This window comes from Ruegeria atlantica (assembly GCF_013032005.1).
In the GTDB taxonomy this organism is placed as follows: domain Bacteria; phylum Pseudomonadota; class Alphaproteobacteria; order Rhodobacterales; family Rhodobacteraceae; genus Ruegeria; species Ruegeria atlantica_A.
Map to the genome: position 1 here is coordinate 693,475 of NZ_WQBE01000001.1, position 21,704 is coordinate 715,178.

A 21,704-nucleotide genomic window follows, 5' to 3' on the forward strand; every position below is an offset into this window, starting at 1 on the left:
GTTACTGAACCTCTTTCATCATCACTGCAGAGATTGGGGCCATCGCCACACGGCTGCCCCGATCTTCAAGCCCCCACAGCAACAAAGCCGAGATCGTGTCAGGGCGCAGACGGCCCAGCATTACAACCGTCCCCTCCTGCCCGGCACGAAATGCCGCTTGGTCCAGAAAACGACGCATGATCTTGGGGTCCTGGCGCGCACCGTCGATATCGCGGAAAATCACACCCGATGGAATACCGTTGCGCGCAGCCAGTTTTTGGACAGTGTTCAGACCATTGTCCTGCGTGATCAGACCACGCCCTGTACCGGCAGCAATCGCGGCCACCTGGTCGGCCAGCTTGCGGTTGCCTTGAATGCCCGAATCCACTCCTTCGAGAATTCCCACCGTTTCCGGTAACGTGTCGAGCCATACGGCCAGCGATACTTCGGCATCCTGCGCGCTGGCGGCTTCGTGTAGATCAGCAAGAGCCAGAACTTCGAACCCGGCTTCGCGGTGACGCGCCATCTTTTCAACAGCGTCCGGATCAGACGGGCTGACGGCAAAACTCAGCGGATAAGGAAAATCATGCAGAGCTTCAGCCCCATAGGCACCTTCATCGTCGATCAGAATGATTGACATCAACGGCTTGGATTCGGGGTTTTCGAATTCCGCCGCATAAGCCTCGATCGGCTTGCCCGGAAGGGCAGCCGCCACGTTGGTCGTGCTGACCTCAATAACATCATCACGTTCCGTCAATGGAACCACGCGCGTTCCGACTGTCGAGACTGTGGTCGCTTCGCTTGCCCCGCCAATTTGCGGAACCGACGCGATCCGGGGCAGATTGCGCGGTGCTGTATCCTCATCACCTTCTACGGCGATTGGGCTGTCGACAAATGGGTTTTCCTCGGTTTCCGGATCGGCGGCTGCGGCGACCTCGGGTTCCGGTTGTGCTGCACTGTCGGCAACAACAGGGTCCGATTTCTGAGCCCCCTCGGCAACCTCGGGTTCTGGTTTCGGCTCGGCCTCCACAACCTCGGGCTCTTGTTCGACGGCCGGTTCAGGCTGAGGTTCAGGCACCTCCAGCGACACCTCAGGCAAGGCTTCGGCATTTGGGGATACCTGCGACAACGGCGGGGCCTGTGGAGCGACCGGGGCCACAGTGGTTGCAATTACAGGAGCTGATTGAGCAACGCTGGGCGCATCGACTTGCGCCGGGTCCAGGTTGACTTTGGGCTGGGCATCGGGCTCAACCTCGACATCTGACAATTCAGCCAGCGTGTCCGTCTGTTTGCCGACAGATTCAGGTGTGGTTGGTGGCAAGTCCAGCACATCGGGGTCACCCCCGGTATCAGTGGCGTCGACTACGGTATCCGGGACCTCAGCCAGAGAGGGTTCAGGCGCAGAAACCGCCACGTTCGGTTTGCTGGTCAAAGGCATGTTCAAAGACAGCACCGCCCCCAGCACAAGAACAGCGACCGTTCCCACGATCATTCCGCCGACAAATCCGCCCATAACAATTGCCTCTCGTCTTGGCCCTGCATCGATCACATGTTCGCCGTCTGCTGCGGCATTTGCTTACCGCAGCGCCAAGTACGGGATGTCCCCTTGACGCTGCCGCGCAAGCCTGAGCATGTATGTCCCGACATTATACCGTGGCTCGGGGCTGCATCGCCAGCCCGAAATGCCCAAGCCGAGACAAGTGCCCAAATGCTGCTGCTGATCGACAACTACGACTCGTTTACCTACAACCTGGTACATTATTTAGGCGAACTTGGCGCCGAGATGGTCATTCGGCGGAATGACGCCTTGGACGTTCAGGAAGCCATGGCCATGAACCCATCCGGCATCCTGCTCAGCCCCGGCCCCTGTGATCCGGATCAGGCCGGTATCTGCTTGGCCTTGACCGAAGCAGCGGCTGAAACGAAAACGCCGCTGATGGGAGTCTGTCTTGGCCATCAGACTATCGGACAGGCCTTTGGGGGCGACGTCATCCGCTGCCACGAAATCGTACATGGCAAAATGGGAACGATGCACCACACCGGAAAAGGTGTGTTTGCCGGGCTGCCCTCGCCATTTGAGGCGACCCGCTATCATTCTTTGGTGGTCGACCCCAACACCCTGCCCGACTGTCTTGAGGTCACGGCAGAGCTGGAAGACGGTACCATTATGGGTCTGCAGCACAAAGAATTGCCGATTCACGGCGTTCAGTTCCACCCGGAATCCATCGCCTCCGAGCATGGTCATGCCCTGCTCAAGAATTTCCTGTCTGAGATGAAAGTTCCCGCATGAGCGACGCTCTGAAACCGCTGATCGGAGCCGCCGCCGATCGGCCTCTGACCCGTGCCGAAGCCGAACAGGCCTTTGGTATCTTGTTTGACGGTGAAGCCACGCCCAGCCAGATCGGTGGCCTGCTGATGGCCATGCGCACCCGTGGCGAAACGGTCGAGGAATACGCCGCGGCCGCCGCCGTGATGCGCGCCAAGTGCAATGCCGTCACCGCGCCCGACGGTGCAATGGATATCGTCGGAACCGGAGGCGACGGCAAAGGCACGCTCAATATCTCAACCGCCACGGCATTTGTTGTCGCTGGTGCTGGTGTCACCGTGGCCAAGCATGGCAACCGCAACCTCAGCTCAAAATCCGGGGCAGCGGATGCCTTGGGTCAGTTGGGGATCAACGTCATGGTTGGCCCGGAAACTGTTGAGAATGCTTTGAAAGAGGTCGGTATCGGCTTTATGATGGCCCCGATGCATCACCCAGCCATTGCGCATGTCATGCCCTCGCGGCAAGAGCTTGGGACCCGGACGATCTTCAACATTCTCGGCCCTTTGACGAACCCTGCGGGCGTCAAACGCCAATTGACCGGAGCCTTCAGCCGCGACCTGATACGCCCAATGGCCGAAACGCTTGGTCTGCTGGGGTCTGACCGTGCCTGGCTGGTACACGGATCAGATGGGACCGATGAGCTGACCATCACTGGCATCAGTTGGGTCGCCGCACTAGAGGATGGTGGCGTTAAGGAGGTGGAACTTCACCCCGAAGACGCGGGCCTACCGGTTCATCCGTTCGAGGATATCATCGGCGGAACACCCGAAGAAAATGCTGTCGCCTTCCGCGCGCTGCTGGACGGGCAGCCCTCGGCCTATCGCGATGCGGTTCTGTTGAACTCTGCTGCCGCGCTGGTGGTTGCAGACGCCGCAACAGATTTGCGGGATGGTGTCGAAAAAGCCGTCGAAAGCATCGACAGCGGAAAAGCCAAAGAAAAAATCGCGGTACTGGCCCGCATGACTCAGGAGGCCGCATGACCGAGACGGTACTGGACAAGATCAAAGCCTATAAGCTGGAAGAAATAGCTGCAGACAAGGCTGAGAAGTCCTTGGAAACACTGGAAAGTGAGGCACGTTTCGCATCCGAAGTGCGCGGCTTTGCCGAAAGCTTGCGGAAAGCGACCCGCAAGGGGTATGGCCTGATCGCCGAGGTCAAAAAGGCCAGCCCCTCTAAGGGGTTGATCCGCGCCGATTTCGACCCGCCTGCCTTGGCCCAGGCGTATGAAGAAGGCGGTGCAGCCTGTCTGTCTGTACTGACCGACACGCCTAGCTTCCAAGGCGCCAAGGAATACTTAACCGAGGCACGCGCAGCAACGTCGCTGCCAGCCCTGCGTAAGGATTTCATGTACGACCCTTATCAGGTGGTCGAAGCGCGCGCTTTGGGTGCCGATTGCATTCTAATCATCATGGCCTCGGTCGAAGATGGTCAGGCGGCCGAGCTGGAACAAACGGCCTTTGACTGGGGGATGGACGTTCTTATCGAAGTTCACGACGAGGCTGAACTGGAACGTGCGACCCAACTGAAAAGCCCATTGATCGGGATAAACAACCGTAATCTCAAGACCTTCGAGACCACACTTGATACCACGCGCCGTCTGTCGAAACTGGTTCCGGGAGGTCGGACTATTGTCTGTGAAAGCGGGCTGAGTACGCCCGAAGATCTGGCCGATATCGCCCGTTATGGCGCGCGGTGTTTCCTGATTGGGGAAAGCCTGATGCGTCAGGATGATGTCACCGCCGCCACCCGGCAATTGCTGGCAAACCCGCTGATCCCCGGAGTGATGTGATGCCTCTGACCCATTTCGATGCACAGGGACAGGCCCATATGGTCGACGTCTCGGACAAGGCTGTTACTGACCGCGTCGCGGTGGCGGCTGGCCACATCAAGATGGCAAAGGAAACCTTTGATTTAATTTCAGAAGGACGCGCCAAGAAGGGCGACGTATTGGGTATTGCGCGGCTGGCAGGCATCATGGGAGCGAAGAAAACACCCGACCTAATCCCGCTATGCCACCCCTTGCCAGTCACAAAGGTTGCGGTTGAGTTGACTCTGAACCCTGATTTGCCGGGCGTACAGATTGAAGCCACCGTCAAGACCGCAGGCCAGACCGGGGTTGAGATGGAGGCGTTGACTGCGGTCTCAACCGCGGCGCTGACTGTGTATGACATGACCAAGGCAGTCGATAAGGCGATGGAGATCGGCGGTATCCGGGTCCTGCTGAAAGATGGCGGTAAATCAGGCCGTTACGAGGCGAGATGATTACGGTCGAAGAAGCCCGGTCACTACTGTTTGATCTTGTTTCCCCGCTAAACCCCGAAACAGTTCCCCTTGCCGAATCTGCTGGCCGTGTGCTGGCGGAAGACCTCAGCGCCACGCGCGATCAACCGCCATTTGCAGCCTCTTCCATGGACGGTTATGCGCTGAAATCGACCGAAGTCGAACAACACGCCATGTTCAAAGTAGTTGGCGAATCCGCTGCCGGGCGTCGTTTTGAAGGCACCGTAGGCCCCGGTCAGGCCGTTCGTATCTTTACCGGCGCTCCGGTGCCGGAAGGTGCTGATTTCGTGGTTATTCAAGAAGATACGGAACGGCGCGGGGATTTGCTTACAATCACCGACGATCCCGGACCGAAAGCAAATATCCGACCTGCAGGTGTCGACTTTACCGTCGGCACCAAGATTAGCGCTCCGCGCCTTTTGCGCCCTGAAGACGTCGCGCTGTTGGCAGCAATGAATATTGCAACAGTGCCGGTCAGACGCAAACCCGTGGTCGCATTGATTTCAACCGGAGATGAACTGGTTATGCCGGGTGAGAACCCAGGCCCGGATCAAATCATCGCTTCGAACACTTTTGGCCTGAAAGCCATGCTAGAGGATGCCGGCGCACATGTGCGAGTTCTACCGATCGCGCGCGACACTGTCGCGTCCTTAGAAACGGCGTTTGGGCTGGCAAGTGGCGCCGATCTAGTCGTGACAATCGGGGGTGCCTCGGTCGGAGAATACGATCTGGTCGGAGACGTTTCTCAGAAATTGGGGATGGAGCGGTCGTTCTACAAAATCCGCATGCGCCCCGGGAAACCCCTGATGGCGGGTCAGTTGGGTGACACAGCGATGGTTGGACTGCCGGGAAATCCCGTGAGTGCAATGGTTTGCGGTTATCTTTTCCTGATCCCCATGTTGCGTCGCATGTTGGGCATCGAACAAGCCCTTACCCCTTTTCGCCGGGCCAAGCTGGCCGAGCCCATCGGCAAAAACGGCCCACGCGAACATTATATGCGAGCTGTCCTCGGTGAGGATGGCATTCTCGCCTGTGCCGATCAGGACAGTTCGCTTCTCAGCGTTCTGGCGCAGGCCAATGCGCTTTTGGTACGTGAGCCGAATGATCCGGCGCGCCCCGCGGGAGATGAGGTTCTGTACTTGCCGATATAGGCAACGCTCAAATCCGTTGACACAAAACGTGAACATGCGTAGAACAAAAGAAAACGCATGACCGACGAGGTGTGAGCAATGCTGACCAAGAAACAGTTGGATTTGTTGGAATTCATCCACAAACGCGTTCAGGCGGACGGTGTTCCGCCCAGTTTCGACGAAATGAAGGCCGCGCTGGATTTACGGTCGAAGTCCGGGATTCATCGCCTTATCACTGCGCTGGAAGAGCGTGGCTTTATTCGTCGCCTTGCCCACCGGGCGCGCGCGATTGAGATCGTGAAGCTGCCCGAGAGTCTCGGCGGCGAACCAACAGCCGCTTTCAAACCTCGCGTGATTGAAGGCGACAGGCCCGAAGGTCCCCGCCCGGCGAATTTCGAACCGGTCACTGTAGATGCCTTGGAATTGCCGGTCATGGGCCGTATCGCCGCTGGTGTTCCGATTGAGGCGATTAGCCACGTATCGCACCGTGTGGCGGTCCCGGGCAGCATGGTTTCGGGCAAAGGCGAACATTACGCGCTTGAGGTACGTGGCGACTCGATGATCGATGCCGGTATCAATGACGGCGATGTCGTGGTGATCCGTGAAACTCGGGTTGCCGATAATGGCGATATCGTCGTGGCTCTGATCGAAGATCAGGAAGCGACCCTGAAGCGCTATTTCCGCCGTGGCAATGCTATCGCGCTTGAGGCTGCGAACCCCGCCTATGAAACCCGCGTTCTGCCCGAGGACAAGGTCAAGGTGCAGGGACGGCTGGTCGGGTTGATCCGCAGCTACTGATCCCGTTTTAAATTGCGGTTCTCGGCGATGGCCGGGGACCACAGGCGATGGCCGATTACCTCTCGGCTGGTTGTTATGCGTCCTTTTGAAAACGCCAGGCTTCCGGTCTCTTTCAGGCGGTTCGGATCGAAAAGACCGCAATCCCCATTCAGGTTCAACTCAACTGCAGACACCACGATCTGGTTTGATTGGCATTCTTCAAACCCTTTTGCCGCACGTTTTCCGGTGATGTGAATCACTTCCTTGCCCTGCCAATCAAAGCGCTGAACAGCGTTTTCTGCATCAGGCCAGCGGCTGGCCGCCTTCTTCTGATCTTCTCCGTCACCGTCGTTTTCCAACCATACCGTAGCGATGAAACCGCTGCCTTTTTCTTTGCTCAGCGCGCGGCCATGTTCCGTCATGACACCCACCAACCCGCCTGAATCCGCGATCAGAACCTCGGGTCTTTGCCCCTGCCCCCACAACATAAATGCGGACGCAACCGGTATAATCCCAATCCATTTTGCGCGGCCCTGCCACAGCGCCAGCCACAACGCCCCCAGCGCAAACATGGGCAACACGTAATGCGGCGGACTAACGACATAGCCTTGCGCGCCATCTAAGTTTGACACCTTGTCTGAAACGATCAGAATCCACTCCAACCCCAGACCCATGACATTCAATGCGACCGCCTCTAGCCCGAAAGGGGTCAGCAATGCCGCGACAAAGGCGGCGGGCACCACAATCGTGCCCATTACCGGGACCGAGAGCATATTGGCCAGCAACCCATAGTGTGACATCGTGTTGAAATGCGCCGCCCCGATAGGAGCGGTCGCAAGCCCTGCAATCGCCGAGGACAACAGCAAGCCGGTCACCGGTTTCAGCCATATTGGACCGGGCATTGGGCCATAGTCCCGCAACCGCCCAAACACCGCGACAAGCGCCGTAGTGGCTGCAAAGGACATCTGGAATCCCGGGCTCAACAATGTTTCTGGCCGTAGAATCAACACGATTAGGGCAGCCACGGCCACGGCGCGCAAAGAAATCGCACGGCGGTCGATCAGGATCGCCCCTAGCATTACGCTGGCCATGACGAAAGCGCGTTCCGTTGCAACATTGCCCCCGGACAACAGCAGGTAGATGACGGCCGCGATCAACGCACAAACTGCCGCCAACTTGCGGGCGGGCAACCTTAAGGCCACTGAAGGAATGGCTGACAAGCCCAACCGAAACACCAGAAAAACGAACCCCGTCAGCAACCCCATGTGAAGGCCCGAAATCGCCAGCAAATGCGCTAGGTTCGAGGCCCGCAGGGATTTTAACGTCTCTTGCCCCATGCCACTGCGATCTCCGGTTGTGACGGCGGCTGCGAACCCACCGATCTCACCAGGCAGGATCGCACGTACCCTTTCCGAGATGGCCATACGCCAGGCAGTTACCCGGACCCCTTCGGTCGCGTCAGTTGCGGAGGCAATGGTCATCACCGGCACCCGGGTATAGCCAACCGCGCCCAGCCCTTGAAACCAGGCATGACGGCGGAAATCAAACCCACCGGGTTCAACCGGACCTTGCGGCGGTGAGAGATGCCCGGTGGTCATGATCCTTTGCCCAGGCGCCAGGGAAACCGGCCCTACGTGCAGTGAAAGCCGGACGCGCTGCGGTCTGCGGTCTGCGGGCACATCCCCTATGCGCACCCGATCCAGCGTGACCCGCAACGCGTCCGACGCAGAGCGATCCATGGCTACGACCCGCCCCTCGATCGGGCCGTAGTAACGCCAGGACAGGACCGGCTCTGCGACCGTATGGGCTCGGGCGCCGGCCAGTATAAAACCGGACGCGATCAGCGCGCCCCCCGTTGCCAACGCAGCCCAGCCAGTGCGCCACCTTCGGCCAACCCAGACCAGCAACGTGATCCCAAGTAGAAGACAGGCATAGACCTGCCATTCCGGTTCAAACCAAAGGCTGAAATAGAGGCCGATGCCAACTGCCAGACAAATCGGAGACCACTGGAACAAATACCCTGTCTGGTTCAGCAAAGCGACGTCGACCCGTGTCAGAACACGCATGGTTGCCCCCGTCCTTCGGGCTCGTTAGACAGACGCCAAACTATGCCCGACACGGTTACCAAAAGGTTAATCCACACAATGTCCGATCAGGTCGTCACCCGTTTCGCCCCCTCGCCCACCGGTTTTTTGCATATCGGTGGTGCCCGCACTGCGTTGTTCAACTGGCTCTATGCTCGCGGTCGTGGCGGTAAGTTCCTGCTGCGGATCGAAGACACGGATCGCGAACGCTCGACGCCTGAGGCGACAGCCGCAATTCTGCAAGGCATGGAATGGCTTGGCCTAGATCACGATGGTGATGTAATCAGCCAGTTTGAGGGTGCCACACGCCATGCCGAGGTCGCTCACCAGCTTCTGGCCGAAGGTAAAGCCTATAAGTGTTTTTCAACCCAGGATGAAATTGCAGCCTTTCGTGAGCAGGCTCGGGCCGACGGCAAGTCCACGCTGTTTCGCAGCCCTTGGCGTGACGCTGATCCGGCCACCCATCCAGATGCACCTTTTGTAATCCGTATCAAGGCCCCACAGGACGGCGCAACCGTGATCCGCGATCAGGTGCAGGGGGATGTGACCATTCGCAACGATCAGCTGGACGACATGGTCCTTCTGCGCTCGGACGGAACACCGGTTTATATGCTGGCTGTGGTGGTGGATGATCACGACATGGGCGTGACGCATGTGATCCGGGGCGACGATCACCTCAACAACGCCGCTCGCCAGATGATGATCTACGAAGCGATGGGCTGGGACGTTCCGGTATGGGCACATATCCCGCTGATTCACGGACCAGACGGTAAGAAACTGTCGAAGCGTCACGGTGCCTTGGGCGCACAGGAATATCAGGCGATGGGCTATCCTGCCGCTGGCATGCGCAACTATCTCGCGCGTTTGGGCTGGAGCCACGGCGACGATGAGTTTTTTACCGACGAGCAGGCCAAAGAGTGGTTTGATTTGGACGGAATCGGCAAAAGTCCGGCCCGCTTTGATCTTAAAAAGCTTGAGAATCTCTGCGGTCAGCATATCGCGACGTCTGATGATGCTGCGCTGCGGCATGAAATTGAAGCTTATCTGGATGCGGCGGGCCTTCCTGCTCTCACTCAGACACAATCTAGTGTTCTTGAACGTGCAATGTATTGTCTGAAGGATCGCGCCCGAACCTTCCCGGAATTGCTTGAAAAAGCACACTTTGCGCTGATTTCCCGCCCGATTGAGCCGGATGAGAAAGCGGCAAAAGCACTGCAAACAGTATCCGACGGTATACTAAGTGAATTGACGCCGCATGTGCAAAATGCTAGCTGGTTGCGGAACGAACTGGAGGAAACCCTCAATGCCTTTGCAGAAGCGAAAGGCATCAAGTTCGGCAAGCTGGCTGGGCCCTTGCGGGCGGCTTTGGCGGGTCGGGCAGTGACTCCTTCGGTGTTTGACATGATGCTTGTGCTGGGGCGTGAAGAAACCTTGGCACGGCTTTCCGACGCAGCAAAATGACCCTGGCTTAATATTCAGGTAACGCTGCTTCGTTACGACCGGTCAACACTTTGGTGTGTGACCGCTGACCGCGCGCAGGCCGCTCACCCGGCGTGCTCATGAACGAAGAAGGGACAACGATGACCGACAGCAAAAAAACAGCCACTCTTACCGTACATGGTGAAAATTACGAGTTGCCGGTTCACTCGCCAACCGTTGGCCCGGATGTGATCGACATTCGCAAACTGTACAGTGATGCGGGTGTGTTCACCTATGATCCGGGCTTCACCTCGACAGCCAGCTGCGACAGCACCATCACCTATATTGACGGCGATAAGGGTGAACTGTTGCACCGCGGCTATCCGATCGACCAACTGGCCGAGAAATCGCACTTCCTCGAAGTGTGCTACCTGCTGCTGTACGGAGAGCTGCCAGTCGCAAAAGATCTGGAGAAGTTCGAGACCACGATCACTCGCCACACCATGATGCACGAACAGATGCAGTATTTCTATCGCGGGTTCCGTCGCGATGCGCATCCTATGGCAATCATGGTTGGCGTCGTCGGTGCAATGTCGGCTTTCTATCATGACTCGACAGATATTCATGACCCACGTCAGCGCGAGATTGCGTCGCACCGTCTGATCGCCAAGATGCCGACCATCGCAGCCTGGGCATACAAGTATCACACCGGTCAGCCCTTCGTGTATCCGCGCAACGACCTGGACTATGCGTCGAACTTCCTACGCATGTGCTTCAGCGTTCCGGCCGAAGAGTATGATGTTAACCCGATCCTCAGCCGCGCGATGGACCGCATCTTTACCCTGCACGCGGATCATGAACAGAACGCTTCGACCTCGACCGTGCGTCTGGCTTCAAGCTCGGGTGCGAACCCGTTTGCCTGTATCGCGGCCGGTATCGCCTGTCTGTGGGGTCCGGCCCATGGTGGCGCCAACCAAGCGTGTCTGGAGATGCTGGAAGAGATCGGTTCAGTGGATCGCATCCCTGAATACATTGCCCGCGCCAAGGACAAGGATGATCCGTTCCGCCTGATGGGCTTTGGCCACCGCGTCTACAAGAACTTTGACCCGCGCGCCAAGGTGATGAAGCAATCCGCTGACGAAGTGCTGGATCTGCTGGGCATCGAAGACAATCCAAAACTGCAGGTCGCCAAAGAGCTTGAGCGAGAAGCGCTGGAAGATCCGTATTTCGCCGAGAAAAAGCTGTTCCCGAATGTGGACTTCTATTCGGGCATCATCCTCGAGGCGATGGGTTTCCCAACCTCGATGTTCACGCCGATCTTCGCCCTGTCGCGCACCGTTGGCTGGGTCAGCCAATGGAAAGAGATGATCGCCGATCCACAGAACAAGATCGGTCGTCCGCGCCAGCTGTATCTGGGCGAAACCATGCGTGATTACGTGGATATCGAAAACCGCTGATTGCAGCGATGAAATGCTTAAGCCCCGGACCTGCGTCCGGGGCTTCTTTTATAGTAAGCTCAGCTGATCGCCGATCTGAGCCGGGCGGGCAAACAGGTCGCATCGCAGGGGCGATGTCCGCGTTACAAGGCCCAAGCGCTTGACCGCCAAGGCAAACCGCTTGGCAATCAGCCCAGCATATTCACCCTCACCCCGCATCCGGTGGCCCCAGCGCGGGTCATAGTCCCTGCCCCCGTGCATTTCGCGCAGCTTGGACATGATCTTTTCCGCCCGCGCGGGTTCGTGATCCTGCAACCACTCCTGCCACAACGTCGATACTTCACGCGGCAAGCGCAACATGATCCAACTGGCAGCATCCGCGCCTGCCTCACGCCCCGCCTCAAGCAGGTGTTCCAACTCATGATCCGTCAGACCAGGCACTATGGGAGACGTCATGACCCGCACCGGCACCCCAGCTTCGGTCAAGCGGCGTATCATGGCCAATCGGCGCTGTGGTGAGGGCGCGCGCGGCTCCATCCGACGGGACAGATTAGCATCCAGAGTGGTCAGGGATATCCCCACTCGCACCATCCCCTGCTCAGCCATGGGCGCTAGAATGTCCAAGTCCCGTTCGATCAAGGCCCCCTTTGTGACGATGGCGATGGGGTGATTGAATTCTTGCAGAACCGACAGGCAGCCTCTTGTAATCGCGCGGGTTTTCTCAATCGGTTGGTAAGGGTCCGTGTTGGTACCCAAGGCAATGGGTGCAACCTTGTACCCTTTGGCCGACAACTCCTTGCGCAGGATATCCGCTGCGTTTGGCCGTGCGATCAGGCGGGTTTCGAAATCCAGCCCCGGCGATAGCCCAAGATAGGCATGGGTCGGGCGGGCGAAACAATAGACACAACCATGCTCACACCCGCGATACGGGTTGATCGAGCGATCAAACGGCAAATCCGGCGAACGGTTATAGGTAATCAGGCTGCGCGCGACCTCGTCCCGAACATCGGTTCGCAAAGGCGGCAGGTCCTCGTCGATATCCCAGCCATCGTCACAAGGGATGGTGTCGAAATGTTCGAACCGTCCAGCGGCATTTGTGGCGGCTCCTCGGCCGCGAATATGCGGTGCAACCATGATTGTTCTCTTTATGTTCCCTTGATTGGGTATAACGGCAATCCCGAATACCCGCAAGCACAGCATTCGAGGCCGCGCAGGTATCAACCGCGTGGTTATCCGCCAGTAAAATGAACCAGATGCAGGATCATCTTGCAGATTATTCTGTCGAGAGACGCGAAAATTTGACGTATAGGTCGGTCCCGAAACGACTGAGGTCGCAATCGTCACAGTCAAACTGCGACGTTTTGGCCAAAACGGAAAAAATGCCACCACGGGCCTATGGCTCGCACAGCTCAGGGAAACGCCCCATGTCTGAAGAAGAAGACATCGTCCTGTCCGAACTGAATGACGACGAACTTGTCGAGCAGATGTTCGACGATCTTTATGACGGCCTGAAAGAAGAGATCGAAGAAGGTGTGAACATCCTGCTTGAACGCGGATGGACGCCTTACGACATCCTGACCAAGGCTCTGGTCGGTGGTATGACCATCGTGGGCCACGACTTCCGCGACGGTATTCTTTTCGTGCCCGAGGTTCTGTTGGCTGCAAACGCCATGAAGGGCGGTATGTTTATCCTCAAGCCGCTGCTGGCCGAAACCGGCGCACCGCGCGTGGGTAAGATGGTGATCGGTACAGTCAAAGGCGACATCCACGACATCGGCAAGAACCTTGTGTCGATGATGATGGAGGGCGCTGGCTTTGAAGTGGTCGATATCGGTATCAACAACCCGGTTGAAAACTATCTGGAAGCGCTTGAAACCGAAGAGCCAGATATTCTGGGCATGTCCGCCCTGCTGACCACGACCATGCCTTACATGAAGGTTGTGATCGACACGCTGGTCGAACAAGGTAAGCGCGAAGACTATATCGTTCTGGTCGGCGGCGCGCCGCTGAACGAGGAATTCGGCAAAGCCATCGGTGCGGATGCTTATTGCCGTGACGCAGCCGTTGCGGTTGAAACCGCCAAGGATTTCGTCTCGCGCAAGCACAACCAACTGGCCGGTTAACCGGACGTGCAGGTTATTCTGGGGCCGTCCGGGTTTCGGGCGGCCTTTTTTGTTACACTGACAGTCGCGTAGAATCCGAGAGGCACCCAATGCAGCAGGATAAATTGCCAGACGATGCAAGCCTGACGACCAAGGGCTACGAATCCGGTGAGCACGGGCGCATCCTGCTGTTGGCCTGTGGCGCGCTGGCGCGTGAGATTCTGGACCTGAAGCAACGCAATGGCTGGGATCACATGGCGCTGACCTGCCTGCCCGCGATTTTTCACATCCAGCCTGACAAGATCATTCCGGCGGTACAAGAGGCCGTCGCCAAACACCGTGACGACTATGACCAGATCTTTGTGGTCTATGCCGATTGCGGAACGGGTGGCCTGCTGCAGCAAGCCTGCGAAGACCTGGGCGTCGAGATGGTCAAGGGCCCCCATTGTTATTCCTTCTTCGAAGGAAATCAGGCGTTTGAAGCACATGGTGATGAGGAAACCACCGCCTTTTACCTGACCGACTTTCTAGCCCGGCAGTTCGATGCCTTTGTGTGGAAACCGCTGGGGCTGGACCGACACCCCGAGTTGCTTAGCATGTATTTCGGCAACTACACCAAGCTGGTCTATCAGGCGCAAATTGACGATCCGGACCTGACGGCCCGCGCTCGTGAATGTGCCGAGCGGATGGGTTTGGAATTCGAACGTCGCCTGACCGGCTATGGCGATTTGGAAACCACCCTGACCGATTGGGCAAAACGCACACCGAAAGCCTGAATAGCGTCAGGCGTTTTCCTGGGCCACTTCGCGGATACGATCAATCATTGCCCGCAATCCATTCGACCGCTGTGCGGACAGGTGATCGTTCAGACCCAAGCGCGCCAGTTCTCCGCCTGCGTCCACCTTGGGAACTTCGCTGACGGGCAACCCGTTATACAGGGACCGCAGTACCGCGATCAGGCCCCGTACGATCAGCGCATCGCTGTCCCCGTCGAACCGGAAAACCCGGTCTTCGATGATCGGGTGCAACCAGACCTGGCTTGCGCAGCCGTGGACCTTGGTGGCCGGCACTTTTAGTGCGTCCTCCAGCGGCTCCATCGCTTTGCCCTGGTCGATGACGTGGCGGTACCGGTCTTCCCAGTCCTCCAGAAACTCGAAATCCTCGACGATCTCTTCAAAGGCAGGCGTTGCCATGTCGCGGCGGTCCTTTCGTTGCAATCACAATTGTGAACTATGCCTCCGATCTATGCCTGTCCACCCCCCTACGCGGCTTTTCAATCAACAGAAATTGCGATAACCCATTGCTGGACTTACAGCTCTGGACGTTGGGACCATGCAAAAATCGTTTACTGTTCTCTTGGTGGCTACCCTGGCCCTGTCTGCCTGCAACAGCTGGCGCGAGTCACGGGTGAACCCGTCCAACTGGTTCGGTTCAAGCACGTCAGCCCCGCCGCCGGAAACAGCGACCTATGACGCCAACGCTCTTGTGCCCGAAACAAGGGAAGGCGGTGGGTTGCTCTCAAGGCCAACCCCCGAGGATACAAGCGTTCCGATCGCCAAGATTGATGAATTGAGGATTGAGCCGACCCCGAACGGTGCAATCGTCTACGCCTCGGGGACGGCTATCCGGCAAGGTGCATATGACGCCCGACTGGTTCGCGTGGACAGTGAAGAAAACCAGAAGAACGGCGTTTTGGAGTTCACTTTCCGGGTAACCTATCCCGCGCGCGCAACGAATACGGGAACCGAGCGGTCTCGGATGGTGTCCGACGCCATCAATATCAGCAAAAAAGACTTGGAAAATACTCGTCTGGTGCGGGTTGTAGGACAGCAGAACGCATTGGAATCGCGGCGCCGTTAATCGGCGCTACAGCGATACAACTTTGACGTTCTGACCTTTGGCCGCCAGCGCGATTTTACCTTCACACAGTTTCAAGGCGTCTTCGCCGAACACCTCAAACCGCCAACCTGACATCGCAGGCAGTTCCCGCTCACCCGCTGCGATCTGATCCAATTCCGAGCTGGTGGCTATCAATTTGGCTGCCACGCCAGAGCTTTCGGTTTTCGATTTCAGCAAAACCCGCAGCAAATCCGCCAGCGCCGGGTTCACCTTCAGTTTGTCTCTGCTGTTGTCGACTTGCGGCAGCTGATCCGCAGGGCAATTCACCCCTTTTTTGACGGCGCTTAGAATACCATCGGCAATCGCGCCCTTTCGGGCCTCGCGCAGCAACAAGCGCGAGCCGCCCAGATCCGAGGGCGATTTGGGCTTTGTTGATGCCAGCTCGATCAGCGCGTCATCCTTGAAGACCCGGCTGCGCGGCACATTGTTTTCCTGCGCGTAAGCCTCACGAAACTGCGCCAATTCCCGCACCACGGCCAGAAATTTGGCCGAATTCGTCCGGGTCTTTACACGTTTCCATGCATCTTTGGGGTGAATGTCATAAGTCGCAGGCTGGGTCAGCGTGCGCAACTCCTCTGCCACCCAATGACTGCGCTGCGATTTTTGCAATTGCGCTGCGAGATATTCATAGATTTGGCGCAGATGGGTGACATCCGCCAGCGCATAGGTCTTTTGCGCCTCGGATAGCGGGCGGCGGGACCAATCGGTAAACCGCGAGGTCTTGTCGACCCCCTGCTTGCAGATCTTACGCACCAGCGTTTCATAACCCACCTGCTCACCGAAGCCACAAACCATTGCTGCAACTTGCGTGTCGAACAGCGGTTTCGGAAAGACACCGGCTTCGACCCAGAAAATTTCAAGATCCTGACGCGCGGCATGGAAGACCTTGACCACATCGTCGTTGCCGAACAGCTCATAAAGCGGGTCCAGAGACAATCCATCAGCCAGCGGATCGACCAGAACCGCGCTGTCCTCGTTATCGGACGGAACGGCCAGCTGTATCAGGCAAAGCTTTGAATAATAGGTCCGTTCGCGCAGAAATTCGGTATCTACGGTGACATAGTCATATTCCGCCGCGGCCTTGCAGAAATCGGCCAGCTCTTGCGTCGTTGTCAGGGTTTTCATGCGCGGTGCTGTTCTTGCTCTTGTTTTCTTCGGCTGATCGTCTCTTCCGTACCTAGCCGTAGTGCAGACCATAGGCCGAATTTAACACGCGTGTAAATCACTCTGGGACGTTCAGGGCAGCAACACCGGAGTCCGGTCGCCACTGGCGTAACGGCGCAACACTGCAGGATAAAGTTTATGCTCCCAAACCAGCACACGAGCAGCCAAAGCGTCGGGCGTGTCGCCGGCTTCGATGTTTACCCGCGCCTGCCCCAGGATCGGGCCGTCATCCAGCGCTGCCGTAACCTCGTGAACCGAACATCCATGTTCGGCATCCCCGGCCTCGATCGCGCGGGCATGGGTGTTGAGGCCTTTGTATTTCGGCAGCAGTGAGGGGTGGATATTCAGCATCCGCCCCTGAAAGCGTGAAACGAAATCACCAGTCAGAACACGCATGAACCCCGCGAGGCAGACAATATCCGGTTGCGCCTCTTCCAACGGCTTCAACAGCTCTGCTTCAAACGCAGCGCGGTCGCCCTTGAAGGGGCGGTGATCTACCGCAGCCGACGGGATTCCACGGTCCGCGGCCTTTTTCAGCCCGCCTGCCGTAGCGTCATTCGACAGAACCAGACACGTGCGTGCCGGGTGATCGCCGACCATGCTGTCGACCAGCGACACCATGTTGGACCCACCCCCCGAAATCAGGATGGCGACGCGCTTGTGGCTCACAACAGTTTGCCCGAATAGACCATGCCGGGCGTGTCGGTCACGGTGCCGATGCGAGCAACTGTTTCTCCGGCCTCGGCCAGCAGAGCGGCCAGTTCATCGGCGCGGTCTTCGGCGCAGACGACAATCATGCCAATGCCGCAGTTGAAGGTCTTCAGCATCTCGGCCTCGACGATACCACCGGTTTCCGCCATCCAGCGGAAGACGGGCGGCAGGTCCCAGGCGTTCAGGTCGATCTCGGCACCCAGCCCTTCGGGCAGCACGCGTGGCAGGTTTTCGGTCAGACCGCCGCCGGTGATATGGGCCAGCGCGTGTACGCCCCCTGCCCGGATCGCCTGCAGAACGGGTTTCACGTACAACCGCGTCGGCGTCAGCAGCGCCTCACCCAGCGACCCGTCGCCAAAAGGCGATGCGGCATCCCAGCCCAGACCAGAGATTTCAACCAGCTTGCGCACCAGCGAATAGCCGTTGGAATGCACCCCGTTCGAGGCCAACCCCAGTAGCACGTCGCCCCGCTGCACACCCGCAGGCAGGTGTGCGCCACGCTCCATCGCGCCGACCGAAAAGCCAGCCAGATCGAAATCGCCATCGGGATACATGCCCGGCATCTCAGCCGTTTCACCGCCGATCAGGGCGCAACCAGACTGCACACAGCCCTCGGCAATACCTTCGATGATCCGCGCGGCGGTGTCGGTGTCCAGCTTGCCCGTGGCAAAATAGTCCAGGAAGAACAGCGGCTCGGCCCCCTGACAGATCAGGTCGTTGACGCACATTGCCACCAGGTCGATACCAACACCGTCGACCACACCGGTATCAATGGCAATCCGCAGCTTGGTGCCCACACCGTCGGTCGCGCCCACAAGAATCGGGTCCTGATATCCGGCGTCTTTCAGATCGAACAAGGCACCAAACCCGCCCAGACCGCTCATCACGCCCGAGCGGTTGGTGCGCTTGGCCGCAGGCTTTATCCGGTCGACCAGAGCGTTCCCCGCATCAATATCAACGCCTGCATCGGCATAGGTGATTCCGTTCTTGCCCGTCGTCATGGCCAGCCCCTTATGAATGGTTCCCGCGCGGGTTAGTCGATTGTTGGGCATCTTGCAACGGTCAGGCTTGACGCGGCCGTTCACCGTGATACTCAAAGCGCTCAGGCGGGCCTGTAGCTCAATTGGTTAGAGCAGAGCGCTCATAACGCTTTGGTTGCGGGTTCAAGTCCTGCCGGGCCTACCAAATCACCGCAAAACTGGTTTTCAGAAGGCAAGCAAGGGAACGCTGTTTCTGTGGTTGTTGCGTGATCCAAAGTCGGATCAGACCGAACCAGAACAACACGCATTACTGATAGACCAGAAATCACTTGCCCGGCCGGTCAATCGTATCAAGAAGCCAGATACCCCTAGAACCCAAAGATCCCGCGCTGACCTGAAGGAAACTTAAATGGCCTACACTGAGCGCAGTTGGGGAAAAATACGATGCGGATTACCTTAAGAACTGGATTTACAGTGCCCGCGTTGCCCAAATCTGGGATGGCGAGCAACGCGGGCCATAGTCTGGTCAGGGGTTGCCCAGACTAAAGGGACAAAAAGGATACGCGGCAACGCAGGCGCTGGATCACTCGCTGCTTTCGATGCTCAGTAGGATTTTTAATTTGGAGGCTCACCAAAATAACCACCAAGATAGGCTATTACCGAGGCAATTACGCCAATCACGATCACAATAGATATCAATGCGCCGCTACTTCTTGAGTAATAGCCGAGCGTCAAAAGCCCAACGACAAAAATGCCAACTAAAAAATATAATACAGTGTTGTCCATTGCTAATCCCCGACCGCGAAAAACATTTCGTCACTATAAGATAAAAAATCGCCTCAAGTTTAGTGGATACAAAACGCCATACTCGACTGCAGAGCCTTCACATGCATTCCCTAACCAAAAAAACCGCGTTGTTCGGAGATGTACCTTTACAAACAACGCGGCGACAGTTTGGGGTAGTGTAGGCTATTCGGAGCACGTCAGGGATTGGACCAAATGCCCCGGATTACGATGGCTCCCCATCATTGGGGGGAGGGAACGTCACTCTTTGGGATCAGCCGCTTCGGCTTTTTGGAAAACGGCTAACGTTACAAACAATCCACCAATCAGCAGCATGTGGCCCACCGCTGTGATTCCGAAAACGAAATAGCTGCCAATCATAAGTGAAAAAATTGCACTCCACATCCACGCCAACATCTGCATCAGCATATGCGCTGTAGATAGAGAGTATTTCTTGAGTGGGTTCTTGGTCTCATCCATTACCGAATCCCACGTCGATTTTACGTCGAAACTATTGGTCATGACTTCCTCCCATTACAAAAGGGATACGGGTCAATCGGTGCTTTAGACCAAAAATTTGCATCATCTTATCATCTGCAATATCTCATCCGCGTGATCTGTGATCGCGCGACTGACATCTCCAAGTGCCGGCACCGGCCACTAGAATATCCTGCAAAGTGAAGAAGATATACTACGGCAATTACGCCAATAAAACCGACTCGAGGTGTCGAATCCGCGTGAAATTCATCGTTTAACTTGCGCGGGCACGCAGCGCGTTGAATGGATGCAAAACACGTCGCCGCTCAGCGTTAATCGCTCAATAAACAGGCGGTCGCAACCCCGCTTGAAACCAGCTGACCAGAGAGACGATGGAATACACCGGCAGCCTCGTCGCCGATTGAATATCGGCGGCGTAGGGGCACATGTTGGTGCATTCCAGTACCAACGCGCCAAGGTCAGGATGGGCCTCTTTCATCGCCAGGGCGGCCTCGACATTGTCGGCGCGGGCTTTGTCCACGTCCAGCGTCAGTTCATTGTCCAAGATCGCGCGTGTGAACTCCTGCCCTCCTTCGGTCGAGCCGATGGGCGTGCCCTCAGGCACCTGTGCGCTGCGCAGGTGGGCCTCGGTCAGGGTCGAGGCTGAGATCGTCAGCACCCCTGCCCGTTTGCCCGCAGGCAATACCTTGTTCACCATTTCGACCTGCATCAGCGAGGATGTGACAACGGGCACCGGGACCGCCTGAGACAGCTCTTTCTGAAACAGCGACAGGAACCCGCAATTGGTGGTGATCCCGTCGACGCCCTCGTCAACCAGCTCGCGCGCGGCATCGACAAAGGCGTCCAGCATCCCCTGCGCTCCACGACGCACCACCAGATCGGGCGAAGCGTTCCGCACGATGCGGTAATGCACCGGAAACGGCCAGGTCAGCGCGTTGCCCATGTCGCCGGGAATGCGGGGAAAGCGTGCGTCCAGCATCAGGATACCCACCGATGCGCCATAAAGTGATTTGCCACCAGTTGCGATCATTCCTCAAACCTTTTCATTTCCGGGCACGTTCTGCAGGGGTCTGTTCGCCATTCGAAACGCGGCGACGTGGGCAGAGTTTGCACAGACCGGATAAAGGTCAATAGGCAAAAACTGAGCGCTTGGTATTCAAACGCTGTCGCCGCCATGCGCGTTGGTGGAAAAAGACGCCATCGCGGGCACAAGTTGGTCCAGAAACTCCCGCGCGATGGTCGACAAAGGACGCCCTTTGGCTGTGATGATCGCCAGTTCCAAAGTCACCGCAGGCTGGAATGGGCGGGTCTGATATCCGCGCTCAGTATCAAAGGCGACGGTAAAGGGGTCGATGACTGCAACCCCCATGCCCTGTTTGACAAAGCTCAGCAGGTTTTCGGACAGATGTGTATGAATTTGCGTGCGCCAAGTCCGGTGCGCCGCCTGAAAAACATCCCGTGTCCCACGATAGGTCTGATGCTCGGGGCCCATCACGATAAAGGGCTCGTTCTCTAACAACTCAGGGGTCAGCACGTCGTATTGGGCCAAATGGCTGCCTTCGGGAAATGTGGCCACGGTTTCAAAGCGGAACACCTGAGCATTAAGCGTATCGTGCAGAATTGGCACCTCGACAATGCCGACCTCGAACAGGCCCGAGATCACCCATTCTTGAATTTTGGACGAGTATTGCGATTGAAAACTGACCGACAGATTGGGGCGGCTGGCGGCGAAGCGCGCGATTTCCCGTGGCATGAATCCAAACGACAGCATGTGCGGTGCGGCCACTTGCAGCTGACCGGGATGTTTGTTCTGCAAATCCGTCACGGCCTGCGCCACGTGATCCAGCCCACGCACGACCGTGTCTACCTCGCGATACAGCAGATCAGCTTCGGGGGTTGGCAACAGACGGCCCTTGTTGCGCTCAAACAGCGGCAGGCGGGCTTCGCGTTCTAACTGAGCCAGAAGATTACTGATACCAGGTTGCGATATCCCCAGAACCGAAGCCGCCCCAGTCACCGTTCCCGTCTCCATAATCGCGTGAAACGCCTGCAATTGCCGAAACCTTAAAGACATTGACATTCCCATATCATTTTTTCTGATACCCTTGCCACAATATAGTATTTGAAATGATATAG

Annotated in this window: 22 protein-coding genes and 1 tRNA gene; 12 read left to right on the top strand and 11 right to left on the bottom strand. The window is 57.4% G+C overall.

Going from position 1 to position 21,704, the window contains the following annotated elements:
* Position 1 precedes the first annotated feature (1 nt).
* A complete protein-coding gene (locus GOX21_RS03410) occupies positions 2–1,492 on the bottom strand; it encodes a divergent polysaccharide deacetylase family protein (RefSeq protein WP_170375477.1) in 1,491 nt (496 codons plus the stop codon).
* 195 nt (positions 1,493–1,687) lie between these two features.
* On the opposite strand from GOX21_RS03410, the gene GOX21_RS03415 reads away from it, so the two are divergent.
* The 6 genes from GOX21_RS03415 (at position 1,688) to lexA (ending at position 6,513) form a co-directional block, all read left to right on the top strand.
* Complete coding sequence (locus GOX21_RS03415; protein ID WP_170358634.1) at positions 1,688–2,269, top strand: anthranilate synthase component II; 582 nt, start codon at positions 1,688–1,690, stop codon at positions 2,267–2,269.
* A complete protein-coding gene (trpD, locus tag GOX21_RS03420; RefSeq protein WP_170375479.1) occupies positions 2,266–3,285 on the top strand; it encodes an anthranilate phosphoribosyltransferase in 1,020 nt (339 codons plus the stop codon). The genes GOX21_RS03415 and trpD overlap by 4 nt, the downstream gene beginning before the upstream one ends.
* A complete protein-coding gene (gene trpC, locus GOX21_RS03425; protein WP_170375480.1) occupies positions 3,282–4,094 on the top strand; it encodes an indole-3-glycerol phosphate synthase TrpC in 813 nt (270 codons plus the stop codon). The genes trpD and trpC overlap by 4 nt, the downstream gene beginning before the upstream one ends.
* Positions 4,094–4,567 (top strand): cyclic pyranopterin monophosphate synthase MoaC, encoded by a 474-nt coding sequence (gene moaC / locus GOX21_RS03430; RefSeq protein ID WP_170348827.1) that lies wholly within the window; start codon positions 4,094–4,096, stop codon positions 4,565–4,567. Before trpC ends, moaC begins: the two co-directional genes overlap by 1 nt.
* Positions 4,564–5,736: a molybdopterin molybdotransferase MoeA gene (locus GOX21_RS03435; protein WP_170375482.1), complete on the top strand. Its 1,173-nt coding sequence runs from the start codon at positions 4,564–4,566 to the stop codon at positions 5,734–5,736. Before moaC ends, GOX21_RS03435 begins: the two co-directional genes overlap by 4 nt.
* A gap of 78 nt (positions 5,737–5,814) precedes the next feature.
* A complete protein-coding gene (gene lexA, locus GOX21_RS03440) occupies positions 5,815–6,513 on the top strand; it encodes a transcriptional repressor LexA (RefSeq protein WP_170375484.1) in 699 nt (232 codons plus the stop codon).
* Here the strand turns inward: lexA and GOX21_RS03445 are convergent.
* Entirely contained in the window at positions 6,507–8,558 is a 2,052-nt protein-coding gene (locus tag GOX21_RS03445) for a ComEC/Rec2 family competence protein (RefSeq protein ID WP_170375486.1), read from the bottom strand. The genes lexA and GOX21_RS03445 overlap by 7 nt on opposite strands.
* A 78-nt stretch (positions 8,559–8,636) precedes the next feature.
* Here GOX21_RS03445 and gltX point away from each other — a divergent pair, with 78 nt between their 5' ends.
* Together gltX and gltA are read left to right on the top strand one after the other, a co-directional pair.
* Entirely contained in the window at positions 8,637–10,037 is a 1,401-nt protein-coding gene (gene gltX / locus GOX21_RS03450) for a glutamate--tRNA ligase (protein WP_170376110.1), read from the top strand.
* A 119-nt stretch (positions 10,038–10,156) separates the two neighbouring features.
* The gene (gltA, locus tag GOX21_RS03455; RefSeq protein ID WP_170348831.1) at positions 10,157–11,452 is read left to right on the top strand and encodes a citrate synthase; all 1,296 of its coding nucleotides are present in this window, start codon (positions 10,157–10,159) and stop codon (positions 11,450–11,452) included.
* A gap of 48 nt (positions 11,453–11,500) precedes the next feature.
* Here gltA and GOX21_RS03460 read toward each other — a convergent pair whose 3' ends face one another.
* Entirely contained in the window at positions 11,501–12,565 is a 1,065-nt protein-coding gene (locus GOX21_RS03460) for a PA0069 family radical SAM protein (protein WP_170375488.1), read from the bottom strand.
* A gap of 290 nt (positions 12,566–12,855) precedes the next feature.
* On the opposite strand from GOX21_RS03460, the gene GOX21_RS03465 reads away from it, so the two are divergent.
* Positions 12,856–13,554: a corrinoid protein gene (locus GOX21_RS03465; protein ID WP_170348833.1), complete on the top strand. Its 699-nt coding sequence runs from the start codon at positions 12,856–12,858 to the stop codon at positions 13,552–13,554.
* Between the two features lie 89 nt (positions 13,555–13,643).
* Positions 13,644–14,309, top strand: coding sequence for a DUF1638 domain-containing protein (locus GOX21_RS03470; protein WP_170375489.1), 666 nt, complete (start codon positions 13,644–13,646; stop codon positions 14,307–14,309).
* 6 nt (positions 14,310–14,315) lie between these two features.
* Here GOX21_RS03470 and GOX21_RS03475 read toward each other — a convergent pair whose 3' ends face one another.
* Positions 14,316–14,726: a SufE family protein gene (locus GOX21_RS03475; RefSeq protein WP_170375491.1), complete on the bottom strand. Its 411-nt coding sequence runs from the start codon at positions 14,724–14,726 to the stop codon at positions 14,316–14,318.
* Positions 14,727–14,865: 139 nt separating this feature from the next.
* Here GOX21_RS03475 and GOX21_RS03480 point away from each other — a divergent pair, with 139 nt between their 5' ends.
* Complete coding sequence (locus GOX21_RS03480; RefSeq protein ID WP_170375493.1) at positions 14,866–15,393, top strand: hypothetical protein; 528 nt, start codon at positions 14,866–14,868, stop codon at positions 15,391–15,393.
* A gap of 6 nt (positions 15,394–15,399) precedes the next feature.
* Here GOX21_RS03480 and rnd read toward each other — a convergent pair whose 3' ends face one another.
* The 3 genes from rnd to purM all read right to left on the bottom strand — a co-directional run bounded on the left by rnd (position 15,400) and on the right by purM (position 18,308).
* Positions 15,400–16,557, bottom strand: a complete 1,158-nt coding sequence (gene rnd, locus GOX21_RS03485) for a ribonuclease D (RefSeq protein ID WP_170375495.1) — start codon at positions 16,555–16,557, stop codon at positions 15,400–15,402.
* 111 nt (positions 16,558–16,668) lie between these two features.
* Positions 16,669–17,265 carry a phosphoribosylglycinamide formyltransferase gene (purN, locus tag GOX21_RS03490; protein WP_170375497.1) on the bottom strand — a complete coding sequence of 199 codons (597 nt, stop codon included), beginning with the start codon at positions 17,263–17,265 and terminating at the stop codon, positions 16,669–16,671.
* Positions 17,262–18,308, bottom strand: coding sequence for a phosphoribosylformylglycinamidine cyclo-ligase (purM, locus tag GOX21_RS03495; protein ID WP_170375499.1), 1,047 nt, complete (start codon positions 18,306–18,308; stop codon positions 17,262–17,264). The genes purN and purM overlap by 4 nt, the downstream gene beginning before the upstream one ends.
* A gap of 107 nt (positions 18,309–18,415) precedes the next feature.
* Between purM and GOX21_RS03500 the strand changes: the two genes are divergently transcribed.
* Positions 18,416–18,492: transfer RNA gene (locus GOX21_RS03500), tRNA-Ile, on the top strand.
* A 410-nt stretch (positions 18,493–18,902) separates the two neighbouring features.
* Here GOX21_RS03500 and GOX21_RS03505 read toward each other — a convergent pair.
* The 4 genes from GOX21_RS03505 to GOX21_RS03520 all read right to left on the bottom strand — a co-directional run bounded on the left by GOX21_RS03505 (position 18,903) and on the right by GOX21_RS03520 (position 21,642).
* The gene (locus tag GOX21_RS03505) at positions 18,903–19,073 is read right to left on the bottom strand and encodes a hypothetical protein (RefSeq protein ID WP_170348840.1); all 171 of its coding nucleotides are present in this window, start codon (positions 19,071–19,073) and stop codon (positions 18,903–18,905) included.
* 258 nt (positions 19,074–19,331) lie between these two features.
* On the bottom strand, positions 19,332–19,592 hold the full coding sequence (locus tag GOX21_RS03510; RefSeq protein WP_170348841.1) for a hypothetical protein: 261 nt from the start codon (positions 19,590–19,592) through the stop codon (positions 19,332–19,334).
* 295 nt (positions 19,593–19,887) lie between these two features.
* Positions 19,888–20,598: an aspartate/glutamate racemase family protein gene (locus GOX21_RS03515; RefSeq protein WP_170375501.1), complete on the bottom strand. Its 711-nt coding sequence runs from the start codon at positions 20,596–20,598 to the stop codon at positions 19,888–19,890.
* 126 nt (positions 20,599–20,724) lie between these two features.
* The gene (locus GOX21_RS03520) at positions 20,725–21,642 is read right to left on the bottom strand and encodes a LysR family transcriptional regulator (protein WP_170375503.1); all 918 of its coding nucleotides are present in this window, start codon (positions 21,640–21,642) and stop codon (positions 20,725–20,727) included.
* Positions 21,643–21,704 lie beyond the last annotated feature (62 nt).